27 protein-coding genes are annotated in these 25457 nt (G+C 67.6%); 13 read left to right on the top strand and 14 right to left on the bottom strand.

Annotation, left to right across the window (positions count from 1 at the left end; all coding sequences use genetic code 11):
- Window positions 1-19: 19 nt before the first annotated feature.
- Window positions 20-451: an SRPBCC family protein gene (locus G1H11_RS23605; RefSeq protein WP_216844077.1), complete on the top strand. Its 432-nt coding sequence runs from the start codon at window positions 20-22 to the stop codon at window positions 449-451.
- Between the two features lie 62 nt (window positions 452-513).
- Here G1H11_RS23605 and qcrB read toward each other — a convergent pair whose 3' ends face one another.
- Genes qcrB through ctaE form a run of 4 tightly spaced genes read right to left on the bottom strand, consistent with a single transcriptional unit; the run spans window position 514 to window position 4854 of the window.
- Window positions 514-2220, bottom strand: a complete 1707-nt coding sequence (gene qcrB, locus G1H11_RS23600; protein WP_163821074.1) for a cytochrome bc1 complex cytochrome b subunit — start codon at window positions 2218-2220, stop codon at window positions 514-516.
- Window positions 2217-3335 (bottom strand): cytochrome bc1 complex Rieske iron-sulfur subunit, encoded by a 1119-nt coding sequence (gene qcrA, locus G1H11_RS23595; RefSeq protein ID WP_216844076.1) that lies wholly within the window; start codon window positions 3333-3335, stop codon window positions 2217-2219. Before qcrA ends, qcrB begins: the two co-directional genes overlap by 4 nt.
- Window positions 3332-4204, bottom strand: a complete 873-nt coding sequence (gene qcrC / locus G1H11_RS23590) for a cytochrome bc1 complex diheme cytochrome c subunit (protein WP_425501274.1) — start codon at window positions 4202-4204, stop codon at window positions 3332-3334. Before qcrC ends, qcrA begins: the two co-directional genes overlap by 4 nt.
- Window positions 4205-4215: 11 nt before the next feature.
- On the bottom strand, window positions 4216-4854 hold the full coding sequence (ctaE, locus tag G1H11_RS23585) for an aa3-type cytochrome oxidase subunit III (RefSeq protein WP_343074915.1): 639 nt from the start codon (window positions 4852-4854) through the stop codon (window positions 4216-4218).
- A gap of 169 nt (window positions 4855-5023) precedes the next feature.
- On the opposite strand from ctaE, the gene G1H11_RS23580 reads away from it, so the two are divergent.
- Both G1H11_RS23580 and trpD read left to right on the top strand, forming a co-directional pair.
- Window positions 5024-5440 carry a response regulator gene (locus G1H11_RS23580; protein ID WP_163821071.1) on the top strand — a complete coding sequence of 139 codons (417 nt, stop codon included), beginning with the start codon at window positions 5024-5026 and terminating at the stop codon, window positions 5438-5440.
- Window positions 5437-6480, top strand: a complete 1044-nt coding sequence (gene trpD, locus G1H11_RS23575; protein WP_163821070.1) for an anthranilate phosphoribosyltransferase — start codon at window positions 5437-5439, stop codon at window positions 6478-6480. The genes G1H11_RS23580 and trpD overlap by 4 nt, the downstream gene beginning before the upstream one ends.
- 271 nt (window positions 6481-6751) lie before the next feature.
- Here the strand turns inward: trpD and G1H11_RS23570 are convergent, their stop codons facing one another.
- Both G1H11_RS23570 and G1H11_RS23565 read right to left on the bottom strand, forming a co-directional pair.
- The gene (locus G1H11_RS23570) at window positions 6752-7042 is read right to left on the bottom strand and encodes an Lrp/AsnC ligand binding domain-containing protein (RefSeq protein WP_163821069.1); all 291 of its coding nucleotides are present in this window, start codon (window positions 7040-7042) and stop codon (window positions 6752-6754) included.
- Between the two features lie 207 nt (window positions 7043-7249).
- Complete coding sequence (locus G1H11_RS23565; protein ID WP_163821068.1) at window positions 7250-9028, bottom strand: DEDD exonuclease domain-containing protein; 1779 nt, start codon at window positions 9026-9028, stop codon at window positions 7250-7252.
- A gap of 113 nt (window positions 9029-9141) precedes the next feature.
- Here G1H11_RS23565 and G1H11_RS23560 point away from each other — a divergent pair, with 113 nt between their 5' ends.
- The 4 genes from G1H11_RS23560 to G1H11_RS23545 all read left to right on the top strand — a co-directional run bounded on the left by G1H11_RS23560 (window position 9142) and on the right by G1H11_RS23545 (window position 13078).
- Window positions 9142-10428, top strand: coding sequence for an NYN domain-containing protein (locus tag G1H11_RS23560; protein ID WP_216844075.1), 1287 nt, complete (start codon window positions 9142-9144; stop codon window positions 10426-10428).
- Between the two features lie 80 nt (window positions 10429-10508).
- Window positions 10509-10766, top strand: a complete 258-nt coding sequence (locus tag G1H11_RS23555; RefSeq protein WP_163821027.1) for a hypothetical protein — start codon at window positions 10509-10511, stop codon at window positions 10764-10766.
- 44 nt (window positions 10767-10810) lie between these two features.
- Window positions 10811-11902: an NlpC/P60 family protein gene (locus tag G1H11_RS27305; protein ID WP_163821067.1), complete on the top strand. Its 1092-nt coding sequence runs from the start codon at window positions 10811-10813 to the stop codon at window positions 11900-11902.
- Window positions 11903-11944: 42 nt separating this feature from the next.
- On the top strand, window positions 11945-13078 hold the full coding sequence (locus G1H11_RS23545) for a glycosyltransferase (protein WP_163821066.1): 1134 nt from the start codon (window positions 11945-11947) through the stop codon (window positions 13076-13078).
- A gap of 207 nt (window positions 13079-13285) precedes the next feature.
- On the opposite strand, the gene G1H11_RS23540 is transcribed toward G1H11_RS23545, so the two are convergent.
- Together G1H11_RS23540 and G1H11_RS23535 are read right to left on the bottom strand one after the other, a co-directional pair.
- Window positions 13286-13909 carry a response regulator transcription factor gene (locus G1H11_RS23540; RefSeq protein ID WP_163821109.1) on the bottom strand — a complete coding sequence of 208 codons (624 nt, stop codon included), beginning with the start codon at window positions 13907-13909 and terminating at the stop codon, window positions 13286-13288.
- Window positions 13890-15506, bottom strand: coding sequence for a histidine kinase (locus G1H11_RS23535; protein WP_163821065.1), 1617 nt, complete (start codon window positions 15504-15506; stop codon window positions 13890-13892). The genes G1H11_RS23540 and G1H11_RS23535 overlap by 20 nt, the downstream gene beginning before the upstream one ends.
- Before the next feature lie 70 nt (window positions 15507-15576).
- On the opposite strand from G1H11_RS23535, the gene G1H11_RS23530 reads away from it, so the two are divergent.
- From G1H11_RS23530 to G1H11_RS23515, 4 genes are all read left to right on the top strand, one after another.
- On the top strand, window positions 15577-16050 hold the full coding sequence (locus G1H11_RS23530; protein ID WP_216844074.1) for a hypothetical protein: 474 nt from the start codon (window positions 15577-15579) through the stop codon (window positions 16048-16050).
- 261 nt (window positions 16051-16311) lie between these two features.
- Window positions 16312-16758, top strand: a complete 447-nt coding sequence (locus tag G1H11_RS23525; protein WP_163821064.1) for an SRPBCC family protein — start codon at window positions 16312-16314, stop codon at window positions 16756-16758.
- The gene (locus G1H11_RS23520; protein WP_163821063.1) at window positions 16755-17705 is read left to right on the top strand and encodes an ROK family glucokinase; all 951 of its coding nucleotides are present in this window, start codon (window positions 16755-16757) and stop codon (window positions 17703-17705) included. The genes G1H11_RS23525 and G1H11_RS23520 overlap by 4 nt, the downstream gene beginning before the upstream one ends.
- Window positions 17706-17721: 16 nt before the next feature.
- The gene (locus G1H11_RS23515) at window positions 17722-18441 is read left to right on the top strand and encodes an endonuclease/exonuclease/phosphatase family protein (RefSeq protein ID WP_163821062.1); all 720 of its coding nucleotides are present in this window, start codon (window positions 17722-17724) and stop codon (window positions 18439-18441) included.
- A 16-nt stretch (window positions 18442-18457) separates the two neighbouring features.
- Here the strand turns inward: G1H11_RS23515 and G1H11_RS23510 are convergent, their stop codons facing one another.
- Together G1H11_RS23510 and G1H11_RS23505 are read right to left on the bottom strand one after the other, a co-directional pair.
- Window positions 18458-18967, bottom strand: a complete 510-nt coding sequence (locus G1H11_RS23510; RefSeq protein ID WP_163821061.1) for a hypothetical protein — start codon at window positions 18965-18967, stop codon at window positions 18458-18460.
- Between the two features lie 61 nt (window positions 18968-19028).
- Window positions 19029-19814 (bottom strand): alpha/beta hydrolase, encoded by a 786-nt coding sequence (locus G1H11_RS23505; protein ID WP_216844073.1) that lies wholly within the window; start codon window positions 19812-19814, stop codon window positions 19029-19031.
- Between the two features lie 154 nt (window positions 19815-19968).
- On the opposite strand from G1H11_RS23505, the gene G1H11_RS23500 reads away from it, so the two are divergent.
- Window positions 19969-20682: a 1-acyl-sn-glycerol-3-phosphate acyltransferase gene (locus G1H11_RS23500; RefSeq protein WP_163821060.1), complete on the top strand. Its 714-nt coding sequence runs from the start codon at window positions 19969-19971 to the stop codon at window positions 20680-20682.
- A 205-nt stretch (window positions 20683-20887) separates the two neighbouring features.
- Here G1H11_RS23500 and G1H11_RS23495 read toward each other — a convergent pair whose 3' ends face one another.
- Both G1H11_RS23495 and G1H11_RS23490 read right to left on the bottom strand, forming a co-directional pair.
- Window positions 20888-22051, bottom strand: a complete 1164-nt coding sequence (locus tag G1H11_RS23495) for an osmoprotectant NAGGN system M42 family peptidase (RefSeq protein WP_163821059.1) — start codon at window positions 22049-22051, stop codon at window positions 20888-20890.
- Window positions 22052-22126: 75 nt separating this feature from the next.
- Window positions 22127-22702: a TetR/AcrR family transcriptional regulator gene (locus G1H11_RS23490; protein ID WP_163821058.1), complete on the bottom strand. Its 576-nt coding sequence runs from the start codon at window positions 22700-22702 to the stop codon at window positions 22127-22129.
- A gap of 94 nt (window positions 22703-22796) precedes the next feature.
- Between G1H11_RS23490 and G1H11_RS23485 the strand changes: the two genes are divergently transcribed.
- Entirely contained in the window at window positions 22797-23369 is a 573-nt protein-coding gene (locus G1H11_RS23485; RefSeq protein ID WP_163821057.1) for a dihydrofolate reductase family protein, read from the top strand.
- A 111-nt stretch (window positions 23370-23480) separates the two neighbouring features.
- On the opposite strand, the gene codB is transcribed toward G1H11_RS23485, so the two are convergent.
- Window positions 23481-24764 carry a cytosine permease gene (codB, locus tag G1H11_RS23480; RefSeq protein WP_163821056.1) on the bottom strand — a complete coding sequence of 428 codons (1284 nt, stop codon included), beginning with the start codon at window positions 24762-24764 and terminating at the stop codon, window positions 23481-23483.
- Window positions 24748-25230: a nucleoside deaminase gene (locus G1H11_RS23475; RefSeq protein ID WP_163821055.1), complete on the bottom strand. Its 483-nt coding sequence runs from the start codon at window positions 25228-25230 to the stop codon at window positions 24748-24750. The genes codB and G1H11_RS23475 overlap by 17 nt, the downstream gene beginning before the upstream one ends.
- Window positions 25231-25457 lie beyond the last annotated feature (227 nt).

Genomic DNA, 25457 nt, shown 5'->3' with positions numbered 1-25457 from the left:
CTCGTATTCGCTCACTTCGGTGTGGCGAGTACGAGCGCCGCTTGACGTGTGCTGGGGCTTCCTGACCTCGCCCGGCCAGCGATGGCTGGACTGGTGGCCGTGGCTGGAGTCGATCGACGTGCGGCGGAGCGACGGCCTGGTGGGCAGCACCGCCCATTGCGTGTGGAAAAGCCCGGTGGGCTTCCGGCTGTCCATGACGGTTCGCCTGAACGACGCCGACCCGAGCCGCCGGGTGGACCTAGTGGTCACGGGAGACGTCGCGGGGACGGCGGTGGTGCGGTTCTGCGAAGCCGGGGATGGCACCCGAATCGACGTCGCCTGGCAGGTGACGACGGAACGTGCCTGGATGAACGTGACCGGACCACTGCTGTGGCCGGTATTCACCTGGGGGCACCGGGTGGTCATGAATGCGGGGGAGCGAGGACTCAACGCCATGCTCGCCGGCCACTGACGCGGCGGCCGGCCCCACACTGTGTGAGGCCGGCCGCCGCGTGGGCGCTTCTCGTTGTTCCCCTACTGCTGCCCGCTCGCGATGTGGTCCCCAGCAGCCGACTGATCCCGTGTGTCACCCTCGGTGATCTCACCGTGACCATCGTGATGGGTGTGCTCGAGCTCCTCACGGGTCGGCTTCTGGACGACGTCGCCGAAGTAGAAGCGCGAGAGGCGGGCCTGACGGCGTTCCCGCTTGTAGGCCGGGTTGGGAATCCCGTTCGGGTCGGTTGCCGGTCCGGGCTCGATCGGCTCGCGCCGCTCGTGCGCGGTGAGGGCGTACGCCTCGCCGACCGAAAGCGGGGCGTGGCGCTCGGTGAACTCCCCGCTGGGACTGACCATGATGGTTCCGGTCTCCCGCCCGTGCAGCACCTTGTCGCGATCCCGGCGCTGCAGCCCGAGACAGATCCGCTTGGTGATCCAGAACGCCAGCGGTGGCATCAGAATGATGCTGAACTGCAGGAACCTGGAGATCCAGTTGACCGGCATATTGAGAACCGTGGCGAAGAAGTCGTTCCCGCCGGCGATCCAGAGCAAGATGTAGAAGACGATGAACGCCACGCCGAGCCCGGTGCGAACCGGCACGTTGCGCGGCCGGTCCAGCACGTGGTGCTCGCGTGTGTCCCCCGTGACTTTCTGCTCCAGCCAGGGATACAGCGCCAGCGGCACCAAGATCAGCCCGGGCAGGACCAACGCGGGGATCAGCACGCTCAACGTGAGGTTGTACCCGAAGATGTCCAGTTCCCAGGGCGGCATCACCCGCAGGGCGCCATCGAGGAAACCGACGTACCAGTCGGGCTGGGTTCCGGCCGTGACCTGCGACGGATCGTACGGTCCCCAGAACCACAGCGGGTTGACCTGGATGGTGGCCGCCATCAGGAAGATGAAGCCGAAGACGATGAAATTGAACCCACCGGCCTTCGCCACGTAAATGGGGAAGAACGGGTAGCCGACGACGTTCTCGTCGGTCTTGCCGGCACCTCCCCAGTGGGTGTGCTTCTGGTACCAGATCATCATCAGGTGAGCCACGACTAGCGCCAGGATCAAGCCGGGAACCAGGAGAATGTGGATCGGATACAGCCGGGAGATGATGTCTTCGCCCGGATACTCCCCGCCGAAGATGAAGTACGACAGGTATGTGCCGACGACGGGAACGGCCAGCACACCGCCCTCGATGATACGAAGGCCGGTGCCGGAGAGCAGGTCGTCAGGGAGCGAATAGCCGGTGAAGCCGTTGGCGACGCCGAGCACCAGCAGCAGCACGCCGATGAGCCAGTTCAGCTCGCGAGGCTTGCGGAATGCGCCGGTGAAGAAGATCCGGAGCATGTGTACCGACATGGCCGCCAGGAAGACCAGGGTCGACCAGTGGTGAACCTGCCGCATGAGCAGGCCACCGCGCACCTCGAAAGACAGGTCGAGTGTCGATGCGTAGGCCTCGGAGATGAGGATGCCCCGCATCGGCACGTAGGCGCCGTCGTAATAGACGTGCGCCATGGAGGGCTTGAACCACAGGGTCAAGAACACGCCGGACAGAAGGAGCAGGATGAAGCTGTACAGAGCGATCTCGCCGAGCAGGAAGGACCAGTGATCGGGGAACACCTTGCGCATGTTCCGCTTCAGCCAGTTCGAGGCGGTGATTCTCTGGTCGACGAAGTCGACCACCCGACCGGCGCTCTTGACCACCGGATGGGCGCCATTGGTGCCCGGTGTGGGCGGCGTCGTGGTACTCATCGTGTTCCGCGCTCCCAGTAACTCGGGCCTACGGGCTCGGTGAAGTCGCTCTGGGCTACCAAGTATCCCTCGCTGTCGACCGCCAGCGGAAGCTGGGGCAGCGGCCGCGTGGCGGGACCGAAGATCACCTTACCGTTGTCCGCCAGGTCGAACGTCGACTGGTGACAGGGGCAGAGCATGTGATGCGTGGTCCGCTCGTACAGGCTGATGGGACAGCCCACGTGTGTGCAGATCTTGGAGTAGGCGATGATGCCGTCGACGTGCCAGTTATCCCGCCCTTCGGCGGCGAGGATCTCCTCCGGGAGCATGCGGATCAGCATGACCGGGGACTTGGCTCGCTCGTTGAGCCGATCCGGCCCGTGTTCGGGCAGGTCACGATAGGTGGCCGGCATGACGTTGACGAGCTGGCCCAGCTCCATCTGCTCCGGGGTGATCGGCTGGTATGTCACGTCGGTCAGGAGACGGACGCCCTCGGCCCAGACCGTATTCTCCTTCGTGTCGCCCGGCAGCGGACCCAGGTCGCGCAATAGCACGATGGCTGGCAACGGCAGCAAGGCGAGCGCCCCGAGGAGAGAATTCCGGATCATGGTGCGACGGCCGAAGCCGGTCTCCTCCGTGCCGGTGTTGAAACTCGCCAGTGTGTCTTCGCGCACGTCGTCCTGAGACCGCAGCGGCTTGCGCTTCTCCACGATCTCGGGGCTGGTCATCAACGCGCGCGACCACTGCACGGCGCCGACGCCGATCAGGAGGAACGCCATGCCGAGCGTGATTCCGAGCGCGAAGTTGGACGCCTGGACCTCGCCGATGTTTCCAGTGGCCTCGTCGCCGTCGATGCCGAAATAGATGTAGGCAGCGATGGAGGCGACGATGAATACCGAGGCGAGGATGAACATGCCGGCGATCTGCCGCTCGGCACGCTTGGCAGCCTTCGGTTCGACGTCGGTGTACCGGGGACCCGGGTCGTGGAAACCCGGGTCGGGGATCGGATCGGCGCTGGTGGAGCGTCGTTCTACTTCGCCGGTCTGCTCGGGGTGATCGACAGGAACATGCGAATCACGTGCTTGCACCGCGCTGGTCGCCTCGCCGCTCATTTCCTCGTTGTTAGGCGTACTCATGACGATGACCTCGCAGAAGCGGACCTCGTGACGATCCAGGCGGCGAAGGCGATCAGGCCGCCGATGCCGACCAGCCACGCCCACAGGCCCTCGGAGACCGGCCCGGCCCGTCCGATGCCCAAGCCGCCCGGATCCGGCTGACTTTCGACGTTCTCGAGGTAGGCGATGATGTCGAGCTTGTCCTCCGGCGTGAGGAGCTCGTCGTTGAAGACCGGCATCGCCTGCGGACCCGTCCGCATCGCCTCATAGATGTGCTTCGCCTCCACGCCGGTGAGGTTGGGCGCTTCCTGGCCGTAAGTCAGTGCGCCGCCCTGTCCCGTGGTGTTGTGGCACTGCGCGCAGTTGGTGCGGAACAGCAGGCCGCCACGCGCGATGTCGACGGTGTCGGCGCTGGTGTCCAGCATGGCGTCGTCGGGAATCTCCGGCCCGGGCGCCAGCGAGGCGACGAACGCGGCCAGGGCGGCGATCTGCTCGTCGTCGTAGGCGACCGGCTTGCGTGGTGCCTGCGCCGCCGGTGCGGCCATCGGCATGCGGCCGGTGCCGACCTGGAAGTCGACCGATGCCGCGCCCACGCCCACCAGGGACGGGCCGATGACGGTCCCGTCCTCCCGGACCAGGCCCTCACCGCCGAGCCCATGGCAGGAGGCGCAGCCGATGGCGAACAGCTGCCGCCCTTCCTCGACCTGGGTGGACTGCGCGGTCTGGCTCACCGCTGCCGGGACGGTCGACGGTGAGAGCGCTGCGTACGCGCTACCGCAGGCGAACAAGGCGACGAGCAGGACCGCCACCGCCGCCAGTGGATGGCGTCGGCGTGTCGACAGCACCCGGCTCAGCCACCGGCCGCCCCGCCCGGAAGAAGATCGGGACACGTTTCTCCTCATTACTGGATGATGTAGATCGTGAGGTACAGGGCGATCCAGACGACGTCGACGAAGTGCCAGTAGTAGGACACGACGATGGCGCTGGTGGCCTGCTCATGGGTGAACCGCTTGGTCATATACGTACGTCCCAGGACAAGCAGGAACGCGAACAGCCCGAGGGTCACGTGCAGGCCGTGGAAGCCGGTGGCGAGGTAGAAGATCGAGCCGTACGGATCACTGGAGAGGGTCAGGCCCTCGTGCATCACCAGCTCCGCGTACTCGAACACCTGGCCGGCGATGAACAGCGCGCCCATGACGAACGTCAGCACGAACCATTCCCGCATGCCCCACTGACCGACCTGGAGCAGGCTGCCGGTGCGGCCGACCTGGCCGCGTTCGGCGCGCAGTACGCCGAGCTGGCAGGTCACCGAGGACAACACCAGAATGGTGGTGATGGTCAGCGAGAACGGGATGTTCAGCAGCTGTGATTGCTCACTCCACAGCTCGGTCGCGTTGGACCGCAGCGTGAAGTAGATGGCGAACAGCGCGGCGAAGAACATGAGCTCACTCGACAGCCACACGATGGTCCCGACCGACGTGAGGTTGGGCCGCACCGGCGACTGAGGGTGGGCAGCGTCGACTGCAGTTGTGGAAGCCACATCGCCATTATGGCGGGCGTGCCCGGCGAATGTGACAGCGCCCCGCCCACACGGCGTTTCGCGAGCCAGTACCATTCTTCGTTGACGAGACCTAGCCCGTGAGACGCCCGTGGGCCGCCCCGCCGGGTGAACCGCATACCGGCGTTCCGACGCCAGCGAGGACGAAGTGATGAGCAGCACCGAGCCGAAGATGACGATCCTCGTCTACAGCGACGACCGCGCCACGCGTGAGAAAGTCCGGCTCGCGCTGGGCCGCCGGCCGGCCGCCGACGTGCCGCTGGTCGAGTTCATCGAAGTGGCGACGCACGCCGCGGTCATCCGGCAGCTCGATGCCGGGGGTGTGGACATCGCCATTCTCGACGGTGAGGCGGTGCCCGTCGGCGGCATGGGAATCGCGCGTCAGGTCAAGGAGGAGATCTACCAGGCGCCCCCGATACTGCTGCTCATTGGCCGGGCGCAGGACGCCTGGCTGGCCACCTGGTCGAAGGCTGAGGCGGCGGTCTCCCACCCGATCGACCCGCGGGTCCTGGCCTCCGCTGTCGCAGAGATGATGCGCCGTCGCCAGGCACTGAGAACCGCGTCATGAGCGCGGCCCCGTTGAGCTGGCCGGAGATCTTGTCCACGCTGCTGGCTCGTCAGGACCTGCCCGCGGAGTCGACCGCGTGGGCGATGAGCGAGATCATGCGCGGCGACGCGACCGAGGTTCAGATCGCGGGCTTCGTGATCGCGCTGCGGGCCAAGGGCGAGACGGCGGCCGAAGTCGACGGCTTCGTCGAGGCCATGTACGCCAACGCCACTCCGTTTGCGGCGGACCCGACACGCGACGCGCTCGACATCGTCGGCACGGGCGGAGACCGTGCGCGCACCGTGAACATCTCGACCATGGCCGCTATGGTGGCCGCCGGTGCCGGGGCCAGGGTGGTCAAGCACGGGAACCGGGCCGCATCGTCGGCCAGCGGTGCCGCCGATGTGCTGGAGGCACTGGGTATCAAGCTCGACCTCCCGCCGGAGCGGGTTGCGCAGATCGCCGACGAGGTCGGCATCACCTTCTGTTTCGCGGCCGCGTTCCACCCGTCGATGCGGTTCGTCGCCGTGCCCCGGCGTGAGCTCGGCGTGCCGACGGTGTTCAACTTCCTCGGACCCGTCACCAATCCGGCGCGGCCCACGGCGCAGGCGGTGGGCGTCGCCGACCCACGCATGGCGGGCGTGCTCGCAGGCGTGCTCGCGGGGCGCGGCGTGTCCGCGCTGGTGTTCAGCGGCGACGACGGCCTCGACGAGCTGACCACCACCACGACGTCACGGGTGTGGGTAGTCCGAAACGGTGAGGTGGCAGAGGAGCGGTTCGACCCGTCGGCGCTGGGGCTCGCTCCCGCCACGCGCGAGGACCTGCGCGGGGGAGACCCGGTTTTCAACGCCGCGGTGGTTCGCCGGATGCTGGACGGGGAAGCCGGGCCGGTGCGCGACGTGGTGACCCTCAACGCCGCGGCCGGATTGGCCGCGTACCGCGACTCCGGCGCAGATCTCACGGAGCGGCTCGCGGCGGGACTCGACGCGGCGCGCGCGGCCATCGACTCGGGCGCGGCCGCGGCCGTATTGGACCGCTGGATCACTGCCGCACGCTCGTGACACTCTCCCCGGTTTGCCCACCTGATCGTCGATTTGTCAGCTGATCGTTTCGGCGACTCGAGATCAGGTGACGAAGACCCCGTCTTGGGGCGAGGTTTGCCGCCTGATCCCGTCTCAGTGATCGGACAGAAAACGATCAGATGGGAAGGCCGCGGCCCTAGAGTCGGCGAGGTCATCTGAACGGGTCATGGTGCTTTGATGTCACACGGCTTTACGCCGAACGTTCGTGGCGCCCGTGCCGGCATTCGGGAAACAGGGTGCGCGCACGCCTCTAGTCGTTGGGGTCGGCGGCGCCGAGCGCGAACGCCGCTTCGAGGTCATGCTTGGAGAAGGCCCGGAAGGCGATGTGGGTTTCGGTGCTCAAGACGCCGTCCACCCTGTTCAAACTGCCTGCGACGACATCAGCGATGGCCTCGTGGGTGCGGACCCGCACGAGTGCGACGAGGTCGATCTCACCGGTGACCGAGTACACCTCGCTGACACCGTCGAGTGCTGCGATCTCCTCGGCGACTTCTGGGATCCGGGCCACATCGGCTTGAATGAACACAATCGCGGTGATCACAGTCTCTCCTTCGGTGCACGACTCGCCACCGACCCTACCCGTGGGCGCGCGCCGACCGACCGCGAGGCGGCGTGTCGCCCGTGCCGGGAAGACGCCAAGCGCTGGCACTTAGGGGGCAACTCGGGAAATGCAGCCGCCGGATGCCTCTGGGAACGCACGTGGCGAATGTGGCCGGTGGGCGAGCTGAGTACTCGACACTGACGGCGATCAGCCGGCCGGACGCAGCCCCCGGCGGTCGGCGAACGGCGCGGCATGCGCCCGATCTTGTTCGGTGGCGCCGACGATGTGGGCATAGGCGGCCGCGCTGGGCACTGGGAAGGACCACTTGCCATCCACCTCGACCAGCCGTACTCCCGGGATCTCCAGCCAGCGCAGGATGCACTCAGCCTCCTCCGAGGTTCCTGCCGGCTGGGGTGGAGGGGACGGCAGCACGGTCTCCGCGGTGGCGGCGAGCGCGTCGACGTACGGACGCGGATCAGCGCCGGGCGGCGACGTGCCGGCCGCGGCAAGACGGGCATGCCTGACCACGTGAAACTCCCAACCTCCGGCCTCCAGACGCCGGGCGGCGACCAATTGCCGCACCGCAGCCAGCGCAGCGATGCGTTGACATCGCATCGCCGTGCGGACGAACGTGGACAGCCGGTCTCGATGAGATGCGGCGTCCTCGTATCGCTGCCGGTGTGCGAGTGAGTCGATACGTTCACGGATGCGCCGGACCACAGGCCCGGGATCGCCGGTGAACGCAGAGCGCACCGCCTCGACGTGAGCGGCGTATTGCTCCACGCTCTCTCCGCCGTTGCAGGGCGCACCGCAGCGGCCCATCTCGGCGAGGATGCACGCTGCCTGAGGCTTGCGTGGTGACAGCCGCTGGGTGCATTGCCGGATCGGTACCGCCTCGTGGACGGCGGTCATGGCGGCCTCGGCCAGCCGCCGGGAGCCGAACGGGCCCAGGTAGGCAGCGCCGTCGTCGCTGACCTGGCGAACCAGCGAGAGCCGGGGAAAGGGCTCGATGGTGAGCTTCAGCCAGCTGCCCTTCTCCGGGAACCGGGAACGACGGTTGTAACGCGGCTTGCGTTCGGCGATCAGGCGGAGCTCACGAACCTCGGCCTCCAGATTGGTAGCGCACTCGATGCCGGTGACCTTGGAGGCGATGGCGATCATCTCGGTCATCCGGGTGCGCGTCTCCGACGCGGTGAAGTATGTGCGGACGCGGCTGCGCATGTTCTTGCTCTTGCCGACGTAGAGGGCGCGGCCGTCGTCGTCGGCGAAGACATAGACACCTGGGGCAGCCGGCACCTGCTCGGCGAGGTGGCGCTTGCTGCGCTGCGCGGGCGTGACCTTGCTCTGCCACAGGCTCAGTTCCTCGACGGTGTGTACACCGACGTTGCCCAGCCGCTCCAGCAGGCCGTGCAGCACGTCCACAGTGGCGCGGGCGTCTTGCAGAGCGCGGTGATTCGGGGTGGTGGAGGCTCTGAACAGCCGGGCCAAGGTGGACAGCTTGCAGTCATGTGCTTCGTCCCGGGCCAGCACACGACGCGCCAGCCGGGCGGTGTCGAGAACCTGGAACATGGGCCATGCCACCCCGATCTGGTCACAGGCGGCACGCAGGAAGCCGATGTCGAACGGGGCGTTGTGTGCGACCAGGACCGACCCACGGGCGAACTCCAGAAATGACGGCAGCGCCGATGTGATGCGTGGTGCGGTGGAGAGCATGGCGTCGGTGATGCCCGTGAGCACGGCGATGAACGGCGGTATCGGGACCGAAGGCCGCACCAGCGAGGCGAACTCGCCGAGAAGCTCGCCGCCGCTAACCTTTACGGCACCGATCTCGGTGATCTCGGCCGCGTTCGGCGAACCCCCGGTGGTTTCGAGATCGACGACGACGAACGTGGTGGACGCAAGCGGCATCCCGATCTCGTCGATGGTGCCCTGCACACCCGCCGACGGGAGAGCAGCGCCCACCCCACTGGCTGCGCTTGGCTTCATGTGACCGCACGCTACGGGCGCGCACCGACAACGTCGCGCCGCCACGCGGCCGGTGGGCCGGCACAGCCGCAGGTTTCTGCGACATCGCGGGAGGTAGCCGTAGCCTGGGGAGTGTGTTGCCCGAACCCGTTCGTGTGAGACTGGTCGCCTTCGGCGCGCAGGCGCTCGGCTCGATGCCGGCTGCCGAGGTCCCGCCAGCGCTGCGGCCGGTCGCGAAGTTCGCCGCGGCCAAGCGGTCCAGGCTCGGCGGAACGGCCATCGGCGCGGCGATCGCCGGCGAGCCTGCGTTCCGCGCGAAGACGTTCGAGGTGGCCACCCAGGCCCATCCAGACCTGGTGCGGGTCCTAGAGCAGTCCGAGCTGCCGGTCGCTGCGGACCCTGTCGATGTCGCGGCGCTGGTGTACCTGCAGCGTCCCGACGGCTGGGAGAAGCTGCTCGACGCAGCGCTCGACGCGGTGCGGGAGAGCACGGACACCGAACGCCGCGACCGTGAGGCGCAAGCCGCGACCCGGGTCCGTGAGCAGCTCGACGCCGCGCGGGCCAGTGCCAGAGAGACACGCGAGCGGCTCAAGGGTGAGATCAGCCGGCTCAAAGAGGAGAACACCGCACTGCGCCGCAAACTCCAGCAGGCTCGCCAGCAGCTGGCTAGCGCCCAGGAAGGCGAGCGGAACGCACGTGAGCACGCCTCGAGCGCCGTGGATCAGGCCCAGACGGCCCAGCGGGCGGCAGAGGCGGAAATGCGCCGGCTTCGTGGACGGCTGGCCGAGGCGGAGGAGGCCGCCACGTCCGCGCGTCGCTCAGGACGGGGGGAGCGGGACCTGACGACGGCACGGCTGGCGCTGTTGCTGGACACCCTGTCCGACGCGGCCAGTGGGCTTCGGCGGGAGCTTGCCCTGCCCGCGTCCTCCCTGCGTCCGGGCGACACCGTCCAGGAGGCGCGCTCGCCAGCTGCCCGTGTGGACAGCTCGGGAGGAGGCAGATCCGCGGCCGAGCCGGCATATTTGGCGGAGTTGCTGACGCTGCCACACGTTCATCTTGTGGTAGACGGCTACAACGTCACCAAGACCGCATGGCGCACGATGCCCCTCGACGCGCAGCGCACCCGGCTCGTTCAGGGACTGGCGGCTATCGCAGCGCGTTCCGGTTCAGAGGTGACCTGCGTGTTCGACGGCGCGGATGTCAGTGCGCCGCCTCCGGTGACTCCGGCTCAGGGCATCAGGGTGCGTTTCAGCCCGGAGGGCCGTAGCGCCGACGAGCTGATCGGCGACCTGGTCGAGGCCGAGCCCGACGGCAGGGCCGTGGTGGTGGTCACGTCCGACCGGGAGATCGCCGAGCGGGTACGTCGGCCAGGCGTGCGCGTTGTCGAGGCCGTGGCGTTGGCCGGCTTGTTGCGCGCTTGAGCTCCGGCCCGGACCTTGTCGGTGGGCCGCCCTAGGGTCTAGCCCACGTAGACAAGTGTCGAGGCCAGGAGGTAGTCGTCGTGTTCATCGACTGTGATCGCTGTGAGATGCGAAACATCGCGTGCTCCGACTGCGTCGTGAACGTTCTGCTCGGTGCAGGCGGGAACGAGTTCGATGGAGCCGAGCGGGAAGCCATCGGTGTGCTGGCGGAGGCTGGCCTGGTGCCGCCGCTGCGGCTGACCGTGGTCGACCGAGACGGCCCGGAAGATCAAAATGAGATGAAAAATTTGGACGAAACTTGGCCGAGGGGTTTGCCACACATGCGGTCGGCTGGCTAGGCTCCCCGTTCAGGTGCCTGACCCCAGTCAACGGAAGGACCAGTGTGCCTGAACACCAACGCCGATCCAGGAGATCTCCGCGCCTGCTGGCATTCTGCACAGCCGCCGTCACGGTGGCGGCCGGAGTAAGTCTTCATCAAGTCGGCCACGCCGATCCCAGCCCTACGCTGGAGGAGGTACAGCAGCGGGTCGACGAGCTCAATAGTGACGTCGGCAAAGCCACGGAGCGCTACCACCTCGCCGGCGAGAAGCTGGACGAGGTCCAGCGGCGCCTGGAACGCGCAGAGAACGCGATCTCGAAGCAGGAAGAGAAGGTCGCCGCAGCACTGGCGGGCATGGCTGGTTACGCCGCAGCCACATATCAGACCGGGGGCATCGACCCCACTATCCGGACGCTGCTGGCCGACGACCCGGTGGGGTACCTGGCCCACGCGTCCGTGCTCGATGCGTACGCCTCTCAGCAAGCGCAGCAGGTCGAATCCGTCGCCCATGAGACCCGCCAGCTGGAGCAGGCCAAGCTGCTGGCCGACGAGGAGCTCGCTCGACGCGCCGCGATCGAGGAGGAGCTCGAGGCGGAGCGCAAGACCATCGAGAAGTCCCTCGCCGAAGCCGAGGAACTCCTCAACGAGCTCGAAGAGGAAGAACGCGAACGGCTCGAAGAAGAACGACGCCGGCAAGCCGAGCGGGAACGTGAGCAGGCGGCGGAGGACACCAGCCGTAACGACGACCGCGACGACTCCGACGACGACACCAACGACGACACCGGAACGGACGACCCGCCGCCCAATGGCAACGCCGCGGCTGTCGTGCAGTTCGCCATGGCCCAGCGCGGCGAGCCCTACCAGTGGGGCGGATCGGGCCCCAACTCGTGGGACTGCTCCGGGCTCACGATGATGGCGTGGCGACAGGCGGGTGTGTCCCTGCCCCGCTCGTCGGGTTCCCAGATCGGTGTTGGAACCCGGGTGTCACGAAGCCAGCTTCAGCCCGGCGATCTCGTGTTCTACTACAGCCCCATCAGCCACGTGGCTATCTACATCGGCAACGGCCAGATCGTCCACGCGACGAAGCCCGGCGACGTGGTGAAGGTCAGCCCGGTGGATCAGATGCCGTTCGCGGGTGCCAGCCGTCCTGGGTGATTCGCCCGGTGAGGGCCGCGGTTGTGTGGCAGGCTCAGCCAGGTGAGCCGCACCCTCGTCGTCACCAATGACTTCCCCACACGGCGCGGCGGCATAGAGTCGTTCATCTACGCACTGTGCAACCGTTTGGATCCAGACGAGGTCGTGGTCTACACGGCGTCGATGCCAGGTTCACCTGAGTTCGACGCGAGACTGGCTTATCGCGTGATCCGTGATCGATCGTCGATAATCCTGCCCACCCGTGCCGTGGCGAGTCGCACCGCGGCGGTCTTGCGAGCCGAAGGCTGCACGTCGGTGCTGTTCGGAGCCGCCGCTCCGTTGGGATTATTGGCGCCGCGTCTGCGTGACGCGGGCGCGAATCGGGTGGTGGGCATGACCCACGGCCACGAGACCTGGTGGGCGCGGGTGCCGGTGGTGCAAGGCGCGTTGCAGAGGATCGGGGACAACTGCGATGTCCTCACCTATGTTTCGGAGTTCTGCCGGCGCAGGATCGGCAGAGGACTGTCCGACGAGGCGCTCCGGCGGATGGTGCGCCTGGCGCCCGGCGTGGACGTCGACGTGTTCCGCCCTGACAGCGGCGGACTGCGCATGCGTGCCCAGTGGGACATCGCCCCAGAGCGCCCCGTCCTGCTGTCCGTATCGCGGCTCATCGCCCGCAAGGGGCAAGACATGCTTATCCAGGCGATGCCGCAGATCCTCGCGGCAGTGCCGGAGGCCCTCCTGGTTCTCGTTGGAGAGGGCCCGTACCGGCGTCACCTGGAGCGCTTGACCCGTCGGCACGGCGTGGAGCACAGCGTGCTCTTCGCGGGTGCGGTGCCGTGGTCGGAGGCGCCGGATTGGTTCGATTGCGCGGACGTGTTCGCGATGCCGTGCCGCACGAGGATGGGCGGGCTAGAGCCGGAGGCTCTGGGCATCGTGTTCCTGGAATCTCAGGCATGCGGCAAGCCTGTTCTCGTAGGGGACAGCGGCGGCGCGCCCGAGACCGTGCGACACGGAGACACCGGCTACGTGGTTGACCCCCGTGACCCCGAGGCGATCGCGGAGCGGGCCATTTCACTGCTCGCGGATCGTGAGATCGCCCGGGACCTCGGCATGAAGGGCCGAGAGTGGGTCGAGCGCGAGTGGACATGGGAGACATCACTCAAGACGCTGCGCTCGCTCGTCGACGGACCGTGAGGACGGCCGGGCAGCGACGGCAGAAAAATGATCAGATCACGGAAGTGCCGAGCGTGGTGCGAAATTGGCCTCTGATCGTTCGGTGTTCGAATACTGAGACGGGATAGGATGGCCGACCCGGACGATTGACGACGCTCAGCTCACCTGATCGTCACGAGGTGAACGATCAGACGACGCATCGATGATCAGGTGACCCACGCGCGGGGGTTACGGCTCGATGGTGCTGTCCAGGAGTCCGGCACGCACGGCGGCCATGATGGCCTGCGCGCGGTTTCCCGCCCCGAGTTTGTCGTACAGCTTGGAGACGTGGGTTTTGGTGGTGGACTCGCTGATGTAGAGCTTGCGCGAAATGCTGGACACCCCGAGGCCCTCGGCGAGAAGCCCGAGCACCTCTCGCTCACGGCGGGTCAGCTGCGGCCCGCTGGGGTTCAGCTTGCGGTGCATGGCCTCGGCGAGGTCGGCCGCGATGAACGACGACGGCTTCGCCGCGGCGTGCCGGGCGGCCGCCACGACGTCGTCGCTGGGCGCGCTCTTCGGGACGAAGGCCGAAGCGCCGGCATCGAGAGCGGCGAAGAGCTGATCGTCGCCCGCGTACATCGTGAGGATGACCAGACCGACGTCTGCGCGCGCTGCCCGAAGGACCTGGGCCAGATCGAGCCCGCTGCCGTCGGGCAGCCGGACGTCGAGAACGGCGACATCCGGCTGTGCGGTCTCCGCCAGCCGTCGTGCTTCCGCTACCGAGGCGGCCTCACCCACGACCTGGAACTCCGCATCGCGTTCGAACGCGCGGCGAAGCCCCTGCCGGATGAGCTCATGGTCGTCGACCAGCATGACCGTCACTGGCACGGATTAACCCCTCTTCATTCTCGGGCCCCAGGGATACGCCAACGACCGTACCCCCTTCAGGCGCGTCTTCGATCACCAAAGTGGCGCCGATGCGCCGCGCACGCTCGGCCATGATGTCGAGCCCGTAGCGGTCGCTCGGGCGTTCTCTCATCCCGGTGCCGTCGTCGGCAACGCGGATGTGCGCTGATGGTGGGTTAACGTTGACGGTGACCCACAGATTACGGGCTTTTGCGTGCTTACGCACGTTGGTGATGGCTTCTTGGCCGATTCGCAGTAATTCCGCCTCGACTTCTGGTCGTAGACGCTCCTGACCTTCCTGATTGACCAAGTGGACCTTGAGCTTGGCCTGCGCACCGATCTGGCGCGCATAGCCCGACAGGGTCTCTCCGAGCCCGCTTTCGCGGTCAAGGTCACTGCGGAGGTCGAACACGGAGTGGCGCAACTCGGTCACGATCCGGGTGAGCTCTCGCCGCAGCGTGGTGGCTATCGATGCGGTGTCCGCGCTCGTGGTCCGTGCCAGCAGGTCGTCGACGAGGTAGCCGAGCGAGGCAAGCTCCTGGGCGATACCGTCGTGGATCTCCCGGGCGAGCCGCTGCCGCTCTTCACGGGTCGCCAGTTCCCGGACCTCGTCGAAGAGCAACGCCGTCTCCAGCCGAACCGCACCCTCGTCGGTGGAGCGGGCGAGCTCGTTGAGCTCCTCGGTGGACACCTGCTCGGCGGCGTCGGCAATGACGGCTCCGATAGTTCGCGAGCCCACGCGCAGTGGGAGCACGACGCGGTAGCCTCGGCGGCCAGCGGGTGCCCAGGCCGGCACTTCGTTCGTCCAGGCGTCGAGCACCACCGGATCGTGCTCGGCGCCCACCAGCCACCCGTCGTCGTCGCCCCGGCGCGCCAGGGGAAACAGCACACCGCCGTCGCGCCGGACCAGGAGCGCTGAACGACGGATCTCCATGCGCGTGGCCACGTGGTCGAGGATGCCCTCGGCCAGCGTCATCGGGTCGAGACCGCCGGATAGCCGCCGCGAGACCACACGTAGCTCGGACAGCAGGCGGTAGGCAGCGGCATAGCGGGTGCCGTCGGCAACGTGCACGTTCTCCTGCCGAAGCAGCCACGCTCCGATGGCGCCGGTGACGAACACGATCATCAGCCACGCGGCGAGACTGCCGGCCGAGCTGAGGTCGAGCAGCGCGTCTCGCGCCAGGATGTCACCAGCCGCCATGCCGAAGGCCGCGATGACGGTGGCGAGGATGGCACCGGCGGCCCCACCGGCCAGGCCGCCGGCGAACGCGGGGAGCAGGAGGTAGGGCAGCGCGAGGTAAGCATCCGGGAAACCGAGACCGATGACGATGGACGCCAGCGCCATCTCACCGGCGGCTCGCAGTCTCGAGGGTGGAAGCATGCGCTCAGCGATGGCCGCCGCGAGCGCCACGAGGCCTAGGGCACCCAGCCACCACCAGTCGTTGACGAAATTGCTTGCCGAACCGGTGAGCGCCACCACCAGGGCGAGCATCCCGGGGCGCGCGACAGCGAGTGCTCGCCAATGACGCTGTGCCACCGCCGGGTCGGAAGTCAAGACGCTCACAACGGATAAGTGTGCCCCATGTTGATCGGAAATGGCGTGCCGAAACGAGCGCGGCGTTAGTCTTGCCGCCGTGAACCGTCCCGCCGTCGATGTGATGGACGAGAGCTTCGTGGTGGCGGAGCCGTCGGAGGTGGCTGCGCGCTTCCGCGATCCGGCCCTGTGGCAAGGGTGGTGGCCGCGGCTGCGTATCGCCGTGACCGAAGACCGGGGCGACGAAGGCGTGCGCTGGTCGGTCGACGGAGAGCTGGTGGGAACCGCCGAGATCTGGCTGCAGCCGTGGGGCGACGGCGTACGGGTCCACTGGATGCTGCGCGCCGAGCCGGCGCGTCCGGGCGGTCCGCTGGGCCGGCGGCGTATCGATCCGGGGCGGCTCACCGCGTCGTACGTGACGGCTTACAAGTCGCGGCTCCACGCCCTGAAAGACGCCCTCGAAGCCGGCCGCGCCGTCGGCACGCCCCGGCCGGGAGACGCCGGGCGCGAGCGTGGTTCTCTGGCCCGCCGTGAACGCCTCGCGCCGCAGAAGGCCCCACCGCCTTCCGAATGATCATGTAAACCATGTTTTCTCGTGCGATACCAGGGCTGCAGGCATGGTGAAGCACGAGAACGCATGGTTTACATGATCATTCGGAAGGGAGAGGCACGGGCACCCACCGTCGTCGCCGGACTTGCGCACAACCCACGGGCTGGTTCGGATGGTGGGTTGTGCACAAGGGGTCGGCTCCGGCTCCTCGGGTGGGTGCCCGCAGAACGCACGGGCACCCACCGTCGTCGCCGGACTTGCGCACAACCCACTAGGGTTGGGCTCATGTCTTCGCAGACCACCTCGAGCATCGTCGTCGCTGCACCCGCTGCCGACGTGATGGCTGTGATCGCCGATCTCGAGTCGTATCCGGAGTGGACGGCATCCGTCCGGCAGGTCGACGTGCTCTCCGTCAACGAGGACGACGGCCGCCCGGCCGAGGCGAGGTTCATCCTGGACGCGGGTCCGATCAAGGACACCTACACGCTTTCGTACGAGTGGGACGGCGACGACGAGGTCCGGTGGAGCCTGGTGGAGGGCGGCCTGATCAAGGCGCTCGAGGGTTCCTACCGGCTCGCTGCCGCCGGTGAGCAGACCGAGGTCACGTACCAGCTGACCGTCGACGTATCGATACCTCTGCTCGGGCTGATGAAGCGCAAGGCGGAGAAAGTGATCATCGACACCGCACTGAAGGAGTTGAAGAAACGGGTGGAGAGCAGGACCGAGCCGTGAGCCTCAGCGTCGGTGTCGACGTCGGCGGCACAAAGATCGCTGCCGGGGTCGTAGACGAGAAGGGCGCGATCATCGCCCGCACCCGGCGGGACACCCCATCGAAGGACGCGCCGGCCATCGTCGAGGCCATCGTGAGCGTCACCCGTGAACTCGCGGCTGAACACGACGTCGAGATCGTGGGCGTGGGCTCGGCCGGATTCATCGACGCCGGGCGCTCACGGGTGATGTTCGCCCCGAACCTCGCCTGGCGTGATCTGCCGCTGCGGGACCAGGTGGCCGCCGCCACCGGGCTTCCCGTGGTCGTCGAGAACGATGCCAACGCGGCGGCCTGGGCGGAGTTCCGCTTCGGTGCCGCCGAGGACGTCAACGACATGGTCTTGCTGACCATCGGCACTGGAGTGGGCGGTGCCGTCGTCCTGGACGGCGCGATGTATCGCGGCGCCAACGGGATCGCCGGCGAACTGGGTCACCTGCGTATCGTGCCGGACGGGCAGTACTGCGGCTGCGGGCTGCGGGGTTGCCTGGAGGCATACGCGAGTGGCAGCGCGCTGGTCCGCAACGCCCGCGCGGCCGCCAGCGGGTCAGCAGCTTTCCCCGGTTCTCCGGCGATGCTTCTGGACATGGCTGGTGGACGGGCCGAGGGCATTACGGGCCCGATGGTCACCGAGGCCGCCCAGAAAGGTGACCCTCTGGCCGTTCACCTGATGGCGGAGCTCGGTGGATGGCTCGGCGCCGCCATGGGCTCGCTCGTTTCGGTATTCGACCCGGCGGTGTTCGTGATCGGTGGTGGTGTGGCCGATGCCGGCCCATTGCTGCTGGATCCCGCGGAGGACGCCATGCGGCGCAGCATCACGGGCGGAACGCACCGCCCGCACGCGACGGTCCGGCTGGCCACCCTCGGCAACGACGCCGGCATCGTCGGCGCCGCCGACCTCGCCCGGACATGAGAGGTCGGGCGAGCTCGTGACTCAACTGCGTTTGGTGACCTACAACGTGCGGAGCCTGCGCGACGACGCCGGCGCGGTGGCTCAGATCCTGCGCGATCTCGATCCGGATGTCGTCTGCCTGCAAGAAGCGCCGAAGCGGCTGGCCTGGCGGGGGCGGTGTGCGGCGTTGGCGCGGCGTTCCCATCTGCTGTACGCCGGTGGCGGCGGGACGTCCGGTGGAACGGCGCTGTTCACCGCCATCCGAGTGGACATCCGGGACGTGCAGGAACACCGGCTGCGCCGCACGCCCGGGCTCACCCGCCGTGGCGTGGTCCTCGCTTCGCTCGCGAAGGGACCGGCTCATTTCGGTGTGGCGTCGGTGCACCTCGGCCTGGATCCGGCCGAGCGGGCGCGGCACCTCACCGATATCACCGGATTGATGAACCGCCTGATCCGCCCGCCTGGCCTCGCGGCTGACGCCATGACCGGAGCGCCGGTCCCGGTCGCCGTCGTCGCCGGTGACATCAACGAGGGCGACCGTGCGCCTACCTGGTCCCGGCTCGCGGCGCAGTACCGGGACGCCGGCGCAGGCGACCCGACGCCGACGTTCTCTTCGGCCCGGCCGCGGCACCGCATCGACGGTGTCTTCGTGCGTGGGCCGGCCGAGGTGACGTCCTACCAGGTGCTCGACTCATCGCTGGTTCAAGCGGCGAGCGATCATCGGCCGGTGGTCGTGGACCTCGTGCTTCCGAGCTGAGGGCGGTGCCGGGCGGTCAGACGATGGCGCCGTTGTCGGGGTCGTGCGGGTTGCGCCCGCGCATCCGCGAGACCAGCGTGCCGAAACCGGCGATGAACCCTCCGATCAGCACCATCATCAGACCGTCGGGCGGAGACCATCGGGTGATGGTGGACAGCAAGAGGACCGACGGCGCGGCGGCCATTCCGGTCCACGCCCAGCGAGTGACCCGGTCACCGCGGGGGATGGGCGGAGGAACGGGGGGCACGAAGTGGTCGTCCTCGGCGAATCCGTCCTGACCGGCGCCCAGCTCGGACTCGGCGGAGGCCGGCTGGGGCGCTCCGGCGAGGGCTCCGGCGGCGGATTCGCCCGGTAGGTAGGACGCGGTGTGATAGGGATCGGTGAATTCTCCGTAGGGCGCCCGATCGTCCGGCTCGACGTCCTCGATCGCCGGCCAGCTGCGCGGTGGATCGTCCGGCGCCGGTTCGGCGTTGAACGCGTCGACCAGTTCGGCCCAGGTCTTGTCGTCGTCGCGGCCCGCGTTCATCGGTGACCGACACCTCCTCTTGGCACCCGGGTGTGTCCTTGCCCTTCCGGGCGGCGGCCGGTCATCCGCTGCCCCCCGCCGTCAGACCGACCGAGGTGCGCGCCGTGATCCGCTCGATGAACGCGCCGGCCGTCGTGAAGATCGTCTCGGCGTCGTAGTCCAGGGTGGCGACGTGATAGCTGCGGTTGAGCACCACTTCGGTGACGTCTGACGAGGATACGCCGGAAAGGATGACCGGCGCACCGCTGCCGTCCACGACGTGGTCCTGGGCGCTTCGCATGAGCAGCAACGGCTGATGGACCCGGGGCATGTCCGCGCGCACAATCTTCCAGAGTCGCGTGAAGGAGTGCAAGGCGTGCAGGGGAGTGCGACTGTACGCGTGCTCGTCCTGTCCAGGCTGGGCGATGTCGTTCGCCAGCCCGGCGACGGAGGGCGACAGGTGCCGCAGCACCGGGAGGGCGAGGAGCCGGCGATCAGCGCTGGCGACGGCCGGATTGACCAGAACCAGTCCACGGACCGCCGTGCCGTGCTCCTGTGCGAGACGCAGCGCCAGGCATCCGCCCATCGACAGGCCGGCGACGACGACCTCGTCGCAACGGTCGGCCAGATGGAGCAGCGAACGTTCGACGCGGTGATACCAGTCCGGCCAGCGCGTCAGGTTCATCGCTTGCCAGCTGCGTCCGTGGCCGGGCAGCAGCGGGAGATCAACGGTATAGCCCTCGGCAGCCAGTCGGTCGGCCCACGGGCGCATCGATGCGGGCGATCCGGTGAGGCCGTGACACAGCAGGACGCCGACGCGGCCGCCTTGGTGGTGGAACGGCCGGGTCGCGGGGTGCATGGTGCCCATGATCCCACGATCGGTGGCACGAATGCTCGCGGCGAACCCCGGCGGGTGAGCACTCTGGCCGGACTGACCGGCTGACGTGGAACATTGCTGTTGATCATGCTGGCGAGCCGCTGCGCCCGCGCGCGTCCGGCGGTCGTCGTTGTAGGGTTCGGACGTGCTCTACTGGCTGCTCAAGAAGGTCTTCCTGGGTCCGCTGCTCCGGGTGTACTACCGGCCGTGGGCCGAGGGAACCGAGCACGTGCCCAAGACGGGTCCCGCGATCCTCGCGGGCAACCACCTCACAGTCGTCGACTCGTTCTTCATGCCGCTCGTGCTGGAACGCAAGGTGACGTTTCTCGCCAAGAGCGACTACTTCACCCAGCCGGGCCTGAAGGGCATGTTCAAGCGCGCCTTCTTCGGCGGCACCGGAAACGTCCCCGTCGACCGCTCTGGTGGCCATGCCAGCGAGCCGGCAGTGCGCACCGCCCTGCAAGTACTCAGCGACGGCAACCTGCTCGGCATCTACCCGGAGGGCACGCGTTCGCCCGACGGCCGCTTGTACCGGGGCAAGACCGGCGTGGCCAGGATGGCGCTCGAGGCGAAGGTGCCGGTCATCCCGGTCGTGATGATCGGTACCGCCGAGATGCAGCCCGCCGGCCGGCTGATCCCGAAGCGGATGCGGCCCGGCGTGCGGTTCGGCGAGCCGCTGGACTTCAGCCGGTACGAGGGCATGGAACGAGACCGTTACGTGCTGCGCTCCGTCACCGACGAAGTCATGTACGCGTTGATGGAGCTGTCCGGCCAGGAGTACGTGGACCAGTACGCGGCGAGCGTGAAAGCGAAGCTCGCTTCCGAGCAGAGGGAGAAGAAGGCCGGCCAGGCCGACTGAGCCACGGGGGCCGACAGAGCTGGCCCCTGGGCCGACTGAGACTGAGCCTCCTGGGCCGACTGAGCCGGCCCCTGGGCCGACTGAGCCGGCCCCTGGGCCGACTGAGCCGGCCCCTGGGCCGACTGAGCCTCCTGGGCCGACTGAGCCGCCGCCCGCGCTCATCCGGCGCCGCGCGAGGCCGCGCTCCTCCTTCGGTCTGCCGCGCTCAGCCGTGTCGCCCAGGAGTCGCCTCCGGCTCGGGCTCCGCCGGCTGCACGCTGTGGCTCGGGAAGTCCTCCAGCTTGCCGGTGGGGTCTTCGTCCCAGTCCGTGAACGTCAGTGGGCTGGACAGGTAGATGGTGAGCAGTTCGGCCACTCGTCGTACACCGTCCAGGTGTGTGCGCTCATGACCGTGACTCGATTCCACGCCGAAGCCGATCAAGGCAGTACGCGCCTCCATGCCGGACTCGATCGCGGGAGCGGCGTCGGACCGGTAGAAGCGGTAGACATCGCGGCGGTGGGGGAGATCGTGTTCCTGGCAGAGCCGGATGAGCCGGCGGGTGAGGTGATAGTCGAACGGGCCGGTGGAGTCCAGCATCGCGATGTTCACCGTGTCTTCACGGGACTCCTGGCCAGGACTGACCACGGCGTTGTCGACCGCCACCAGCTCGGCCACCCGGTCGTCGAGGCCGTGAGTGGCCCCCATGCCGACCTCCTCGCCGATGGTCACGAGCAGGTAGGCGGTGACCGGGAGCACCGCGCCGTGCTCGACGAGCGCTTTGACGGCAGCAAGACAGGCGGCGACGCCGGCTTTGTCGTCCAGGTGGCGTGACTTGACGTAGCCGTTCGGAGTGATCTGCGGCGCGGCGTCGAGAGCGACGAAGTCACCTACGCGCAGGCCCAGCTCGATCAGGTCCTCGCGGGTGGCCACATCCTCGTCGATGCGGATCTCGACCTGGTGCCAGCCCACTCCCTGGGTGTCGACGGCTTCGCCGAAGTTGTGGCCGCTGGACATGAGGGGCAGCACGGTTCCGGTGTAGATCTGGGTGAGATCGTCCACGAAGACGGTGACCTGAGCACCCTCGGCGAAGCGTGCGCTGTGCGTGCCGATGGGCACCACCTCCAGGCGCCCGTTCTCCTTCAGCCTCTTGACCATGCACCCGATCGTGTCGGCGTGGACCACCACGGCGCGGCTGGCGTCGTGGGATTCGCCCGGCAGGGTGACCCGAAGAACCCCGCGGCGGGTGATCTCGATGGGCAGCCCAAGTTCCGCGAGACGGTCGCCGATGATCTGCATGACGGCGTCCGTGCGGCCGGAGGGGCTGGGCGTGCGCAACAGTTCGAGGAGCACGTTGCGCATGTAGTCGATATCGATCTCGAGGTGGTCCATGTGGCATAGCTTCGCATGCGTGCCCGTGCACTTACGCACCAGGTCAGACGGCGCGATTGAGTGCATGCCGGGGGCTCAGTCCGGCGGGACGAGCAGGCCGGTGAGAACCTTCACCATGTGCTCGGGAGGGTAGTCGGCCAGCACGCCGGGCAGGGTCAGGTCCTCGACGATGAGCCAGCTCAACGAGAGGTAGAGGACCACGACTGTGGTGTCATCCCCGGGGCGGCCGGAGGCGAGGTGGTAGTCGATGTCGCGCTGCAGGTTGGCGCGGATCGCCTCGGTGAGGATCTCCCGCACTTCTGGGCGGCGGGTGGCTTCGAGTCGAAGCTCCAGAAGCGCCAGATAGCCCGTGCGTTCCCGGGTGACGCGCTGATAGAGGGCGGTCAGCACCGCGGGGAGTGCGTCCCGGGTGCGAGGTGCGTTCTCGGCCGCTTCGAGCTCCTGGGCATCCGGGCCGAGCCGGACGTGGATGTGACGGGCCACTTGGCCGATCAGATCGTCACGGCTGGTGAAGTAGTTCGACGCTGTCCCCTTGGGTACCCCGGCCTCGGCATCCACGGCGCGGAAGGTCAGGCCGCGAGCGCCCTGCCGGGCGAGGACCTCGATCGCCGCGTCGACCAGGGCCGTCCGCCGTTCGGGATTGTGCGCCATCGTGCCTCCGTCGTCGCTCTGCAGTTGCAACCACTACATACGAAGTACTATATATGGAGTGGTTAGTCGTTCCACGAGGAGCAAGGAGAGTGGCATGCGAAAGCTGATCTATTACGTCGCCAGCACGATTGACGGCTTTATCGCCGGGCCGGATGGGTCGTACGACTTCTACGGGACCAACGGCGAGCACTCGAACCAGCTCCTCGAAGAGTATCCGGAGACGATACCGGTGCATGCTCGACAGGCCTTGGGCGTCGACCCGGCCAACCGGAGCATCGACACGGTGTTGGAGGGCCGCGGCGCCTACGAAGTCGGCCTGCGTGAAGGAATCACCAACGCGTACCCGCATCTGAGGCACTACGTGTTCAGCCGCACGATGACCTCTAGTCCGGACCCCACCGTGGAGCTGGTCGGGTCCGATCCGGTAGCCAAGGTTCGCGAACTCAAACAGGAGAGCGGGCTGGACATCTGGTTGTGCGGAGGTTCGGAACTGGCGGGTGTCCTGCGTCCGGAGATCGACGAACTGCACGTGAAGATCTATCCGGTGGTCGCCGGAGCCGGGATGTCTCTCTTCGGTGGCGCGCGGTTCGCGCCGCAGCGCTTCCAGCCTGCGCGCAGCCGGGTGTACGACGACGGCCTCGTGTTCGTCGTCTACGAGCGCACATGACGACGCCCCACCCATCGTCGTCCCGACCTAAATGATCATGTAAACCATGTTTTCTCGTGCTTCACCAGGGCTGCAGCCCTGGTGAAGCACGAGAAAACATGGTTTACATGATCATTTGGAGGTGGGTTGAGGGGAGCGGAGGCGGGCGGCCAGCACGGCGACCAGAACTGCGACGACGATGCCGTTGACCGGAGGGATGCCCCACCCCCATTCGTCGGACGCCCACGCCACCAGCGCTCCGAGGGCGTAGGCTCCGATGTTCTCCCATCGCACGGCGGGGAACGCGTACTCCGACGGCGACGGCATGCCCCGCCGCCAGCGTGCCCACCAGTCTCCGATGATGACGCCGCCGATCGGCGGGATGATGATGCCGAGCCAGCTCAGGTAGGTGATGAGGTTGTCGTAGATCCCGGTCACCGCCAGCAGCGTGCCGATGATCACGCCACCCACCACGAACGGCTTCTTGGATCGCGAGTTGGCGATTTCCGCACCGGCGACGCCGAAGTTGTAGGCGGTGTTGTCGTTGGTGGTCCACAGGTTGCCGATCAGGAAGACCACACCCCAGCCGACCAGTCCCAGCTCGAACAGCACGAGGACGAAGTCGGGCTGGCCGAAGGCGATGGCCCCAATGGCGCCGAAGAACAGCATCAGCATCTGGCCGACGAAGAACGCGACGACGGATGCGCTGAAACCTTGCCGGGGCGTCCGGGCGAACCGCGTCCAGTTGGGCGCCTGCGTTCCACCGGAGGCGAACGTCCCGACGATGATGGTGACGGCCACGGCGACGCTCATGGTCGTCGTCGGGCTCTGATCGAGCATGCCGGACATGCCGCCCACCTCGTCGAACGAGCGCACGGTGACCCAGGCTGCGAGGACCAGCAGGAGTGGCACGGACACGACCGACAGCCCGAACATGCCCTTGTAGCCGTAGTAGGCAGTGGCGCCCATGACGAATCCACCGAGCACCATCAGTAGCCGCTGCACGCCGTCGCCCTCCCAGCCGGCCGCTTGAGCGACGAGCTGTGCGAGAGTGGCAACAGTGACGCCGTACCAGCCCACCTGGGTGCCGCCGAGCAGGAGCGAGCTCAGCTTGGAGCCCTTGTCTCCGAAGGCGTAGCGGCACATGACCACCGTCGTCAGGCCGGTCCGGGCGCCGATGCCGCCGATGACGGCCACGTACACGCCGAGGACGACGCAGCCGAGCACCAGCACACCCATCAGGGGCCAGAATTCGAACGCCGCACCCACCTGCGCGCCGGCGAGCATCGTGGGGGTGAAGAAGGTGAAGCCGAGCAGAACGATCGATACCGAGAACAGCGACTTGCGAGCATGGCCAGGAACCGGGTCGAGCGGGTAGTCGGGGTCGACAGGCGCACCTTCAGTGTTCACCGTCATCGCCGATGTCCTCCATCCACAGTGCTGGGTGAGCCGAGATGAACTGCTCCATGAGAGCGACACATCCGGGGTCGTCGAGGACGACGACGTCCACGCCGTGCTCGGCGAGCCAGTCGTGTCCGCCGCTGAACGTGGTGGCTTCGCCGATCACGACCCGGCCGATGCCGAACTGCCGAACCAGGCCGCTGCAGTACCAGCAGGGGGCCAGCGTCGTCACCATGGTGGTCCCGCGGTAGGAGCGTTGCCGGCCGGCAGCTCGGAATGCCGCCGTCTCGGCGTGCAAAGACGGGTCGCCGTCCTGGACCCGGCGGTTGTGGCCCCGGCCGAGCACCTCGCCGCCGGCGCTGATCAGGGCGGCCCCGATAGGTACGCCCCCTTCGGCGAGGCCCGCTCTGGCCTCGTCGAGGGCGACGTGCAGCCATGATCGGGCGAGACCGGATTCGACGTGATGGGGTTCGGAGCTCAACAGCACCCTCCGGATCGATGGTGGGTTTCTCTGGATGCCTGCTCCCCGGCCACCGCTCAGTCCGGATGGCAGGGCGAGCCAGGGGGAGGGATCGGGCCGCGGACGTCGATGGCCAGGGAGCAAGCGTTAACAGCTTGGTGGCTGGAGGGCAACGTCGCAACGGGTGAATCGTCAGCTTTCGTGAGCGTGATATCGGTCAATATGTCATTGACCGGCCATGCCTCTTT

It is taken from the genome of Phytoactinopolyspora alkaliphila, assembly GCF_010550695.1.
Lineage (GTDB): Bacteria > Actinomycetota > Actinomycetes > Jiangellales > Jiangellaceae > Phytoactinopolyspora > Phytoactinopolyspora alkaliphila.
Note: the sequence above shows the minus strand (reverse complement) of the source record. Positions and strands in the feature narration are given on the sequence as shown.

Bases quoted from the DNA above. Each gene is read 5' to 3' on its own strand.
- G1H11_RS23505 (WP_216844073.1), bottom strand. From the start codon at position 19,814: ATGGGCACCATGCACCCCGCGACCCGGCCGTTCCACCACCAAGGCGGC.
- qcrB (WP_163821074.1), bottom strand. From the start codon at position 2,220: ATGAGTACCACGACGCCGCCCACACCGGGCACCAATGGCGCCCATCCG.
- G1H11_RS23565 (WP_163821068.1), bottom strand. From the start codon at position 9,028: ATGAAGCCAAGCGCAGCCAGTGGGGTGGGCGCTGCTCTCCCGTCGGCG.
- G1H11_RS23490 (WP_163821058.1), bottom strand. From the start codon at position 22,702: ATGGCGCACAATCCCGAACGGCGGACGGCCCTGGTCGACGCGGCGATC.
- G1H11_RS23495 (WP_163821059.1), bottom strand. From the start codon at position 22,051: ATGGACCACCTCGAGATCGATATCGACTACATGCGCAACGTGCTCCTC.
- G1H11_RS23485 (WP_163821057.1), top strand. From the start codon at position 22,797: ATGCGAAAGCTGATCTATTACGTCGCCAGCACGATTGACGGCTTTATC.
- qcrA (WP_216844076.1), bottom strand. From the start codon at position 3,335: ATGAGTACGCCTAACAACGAGGAAATGAGCGGCGAGGCGACCAGCGCG.
- trpD (WP_163821070.1), top strand. From the start codon at position 5,437: ATGAGCGCGGCCCCGTTGAGCTGGCCGGAGATCTTGTCCACGCTGCTG.
- G1H11_RS23580 (WP_163821071.1), top strand. From the start codon at position 5,024: ATGAGCAGCACCGAGCCGAAGATGACGATCCTCGTCTACAGCGACGAC.
- codB (WP_163821056.1), bottom strand. From the start codon at position 24,764: ATGACGGTGAACACTGAAGGTGCGCCTGTCGACCCCGACTACCCGCTC.
- G1H11_RS23525 (WP_163821064.1), top strand. From the start codon at position 16,312: ATGTCTTCGCAGACCACCTCGAGCATCGTCGTCGCTGCACCCGCTGCC.
- G1H11_RS23540 (WP_163821109.1), bottom strand. From the start codon at position 13,909: ATGCTGGTCGACGACCATGAGCTCATCCGGCAGGGGCTTCGCCGCGCG.
- G1H11_RS23510 (WP_163821061.1), bottom strand. From the start codon at position 18,967: ATGAACGCGGGCCGCGACGACGACAAGACCTGGGCCGAACTGGTCGAC.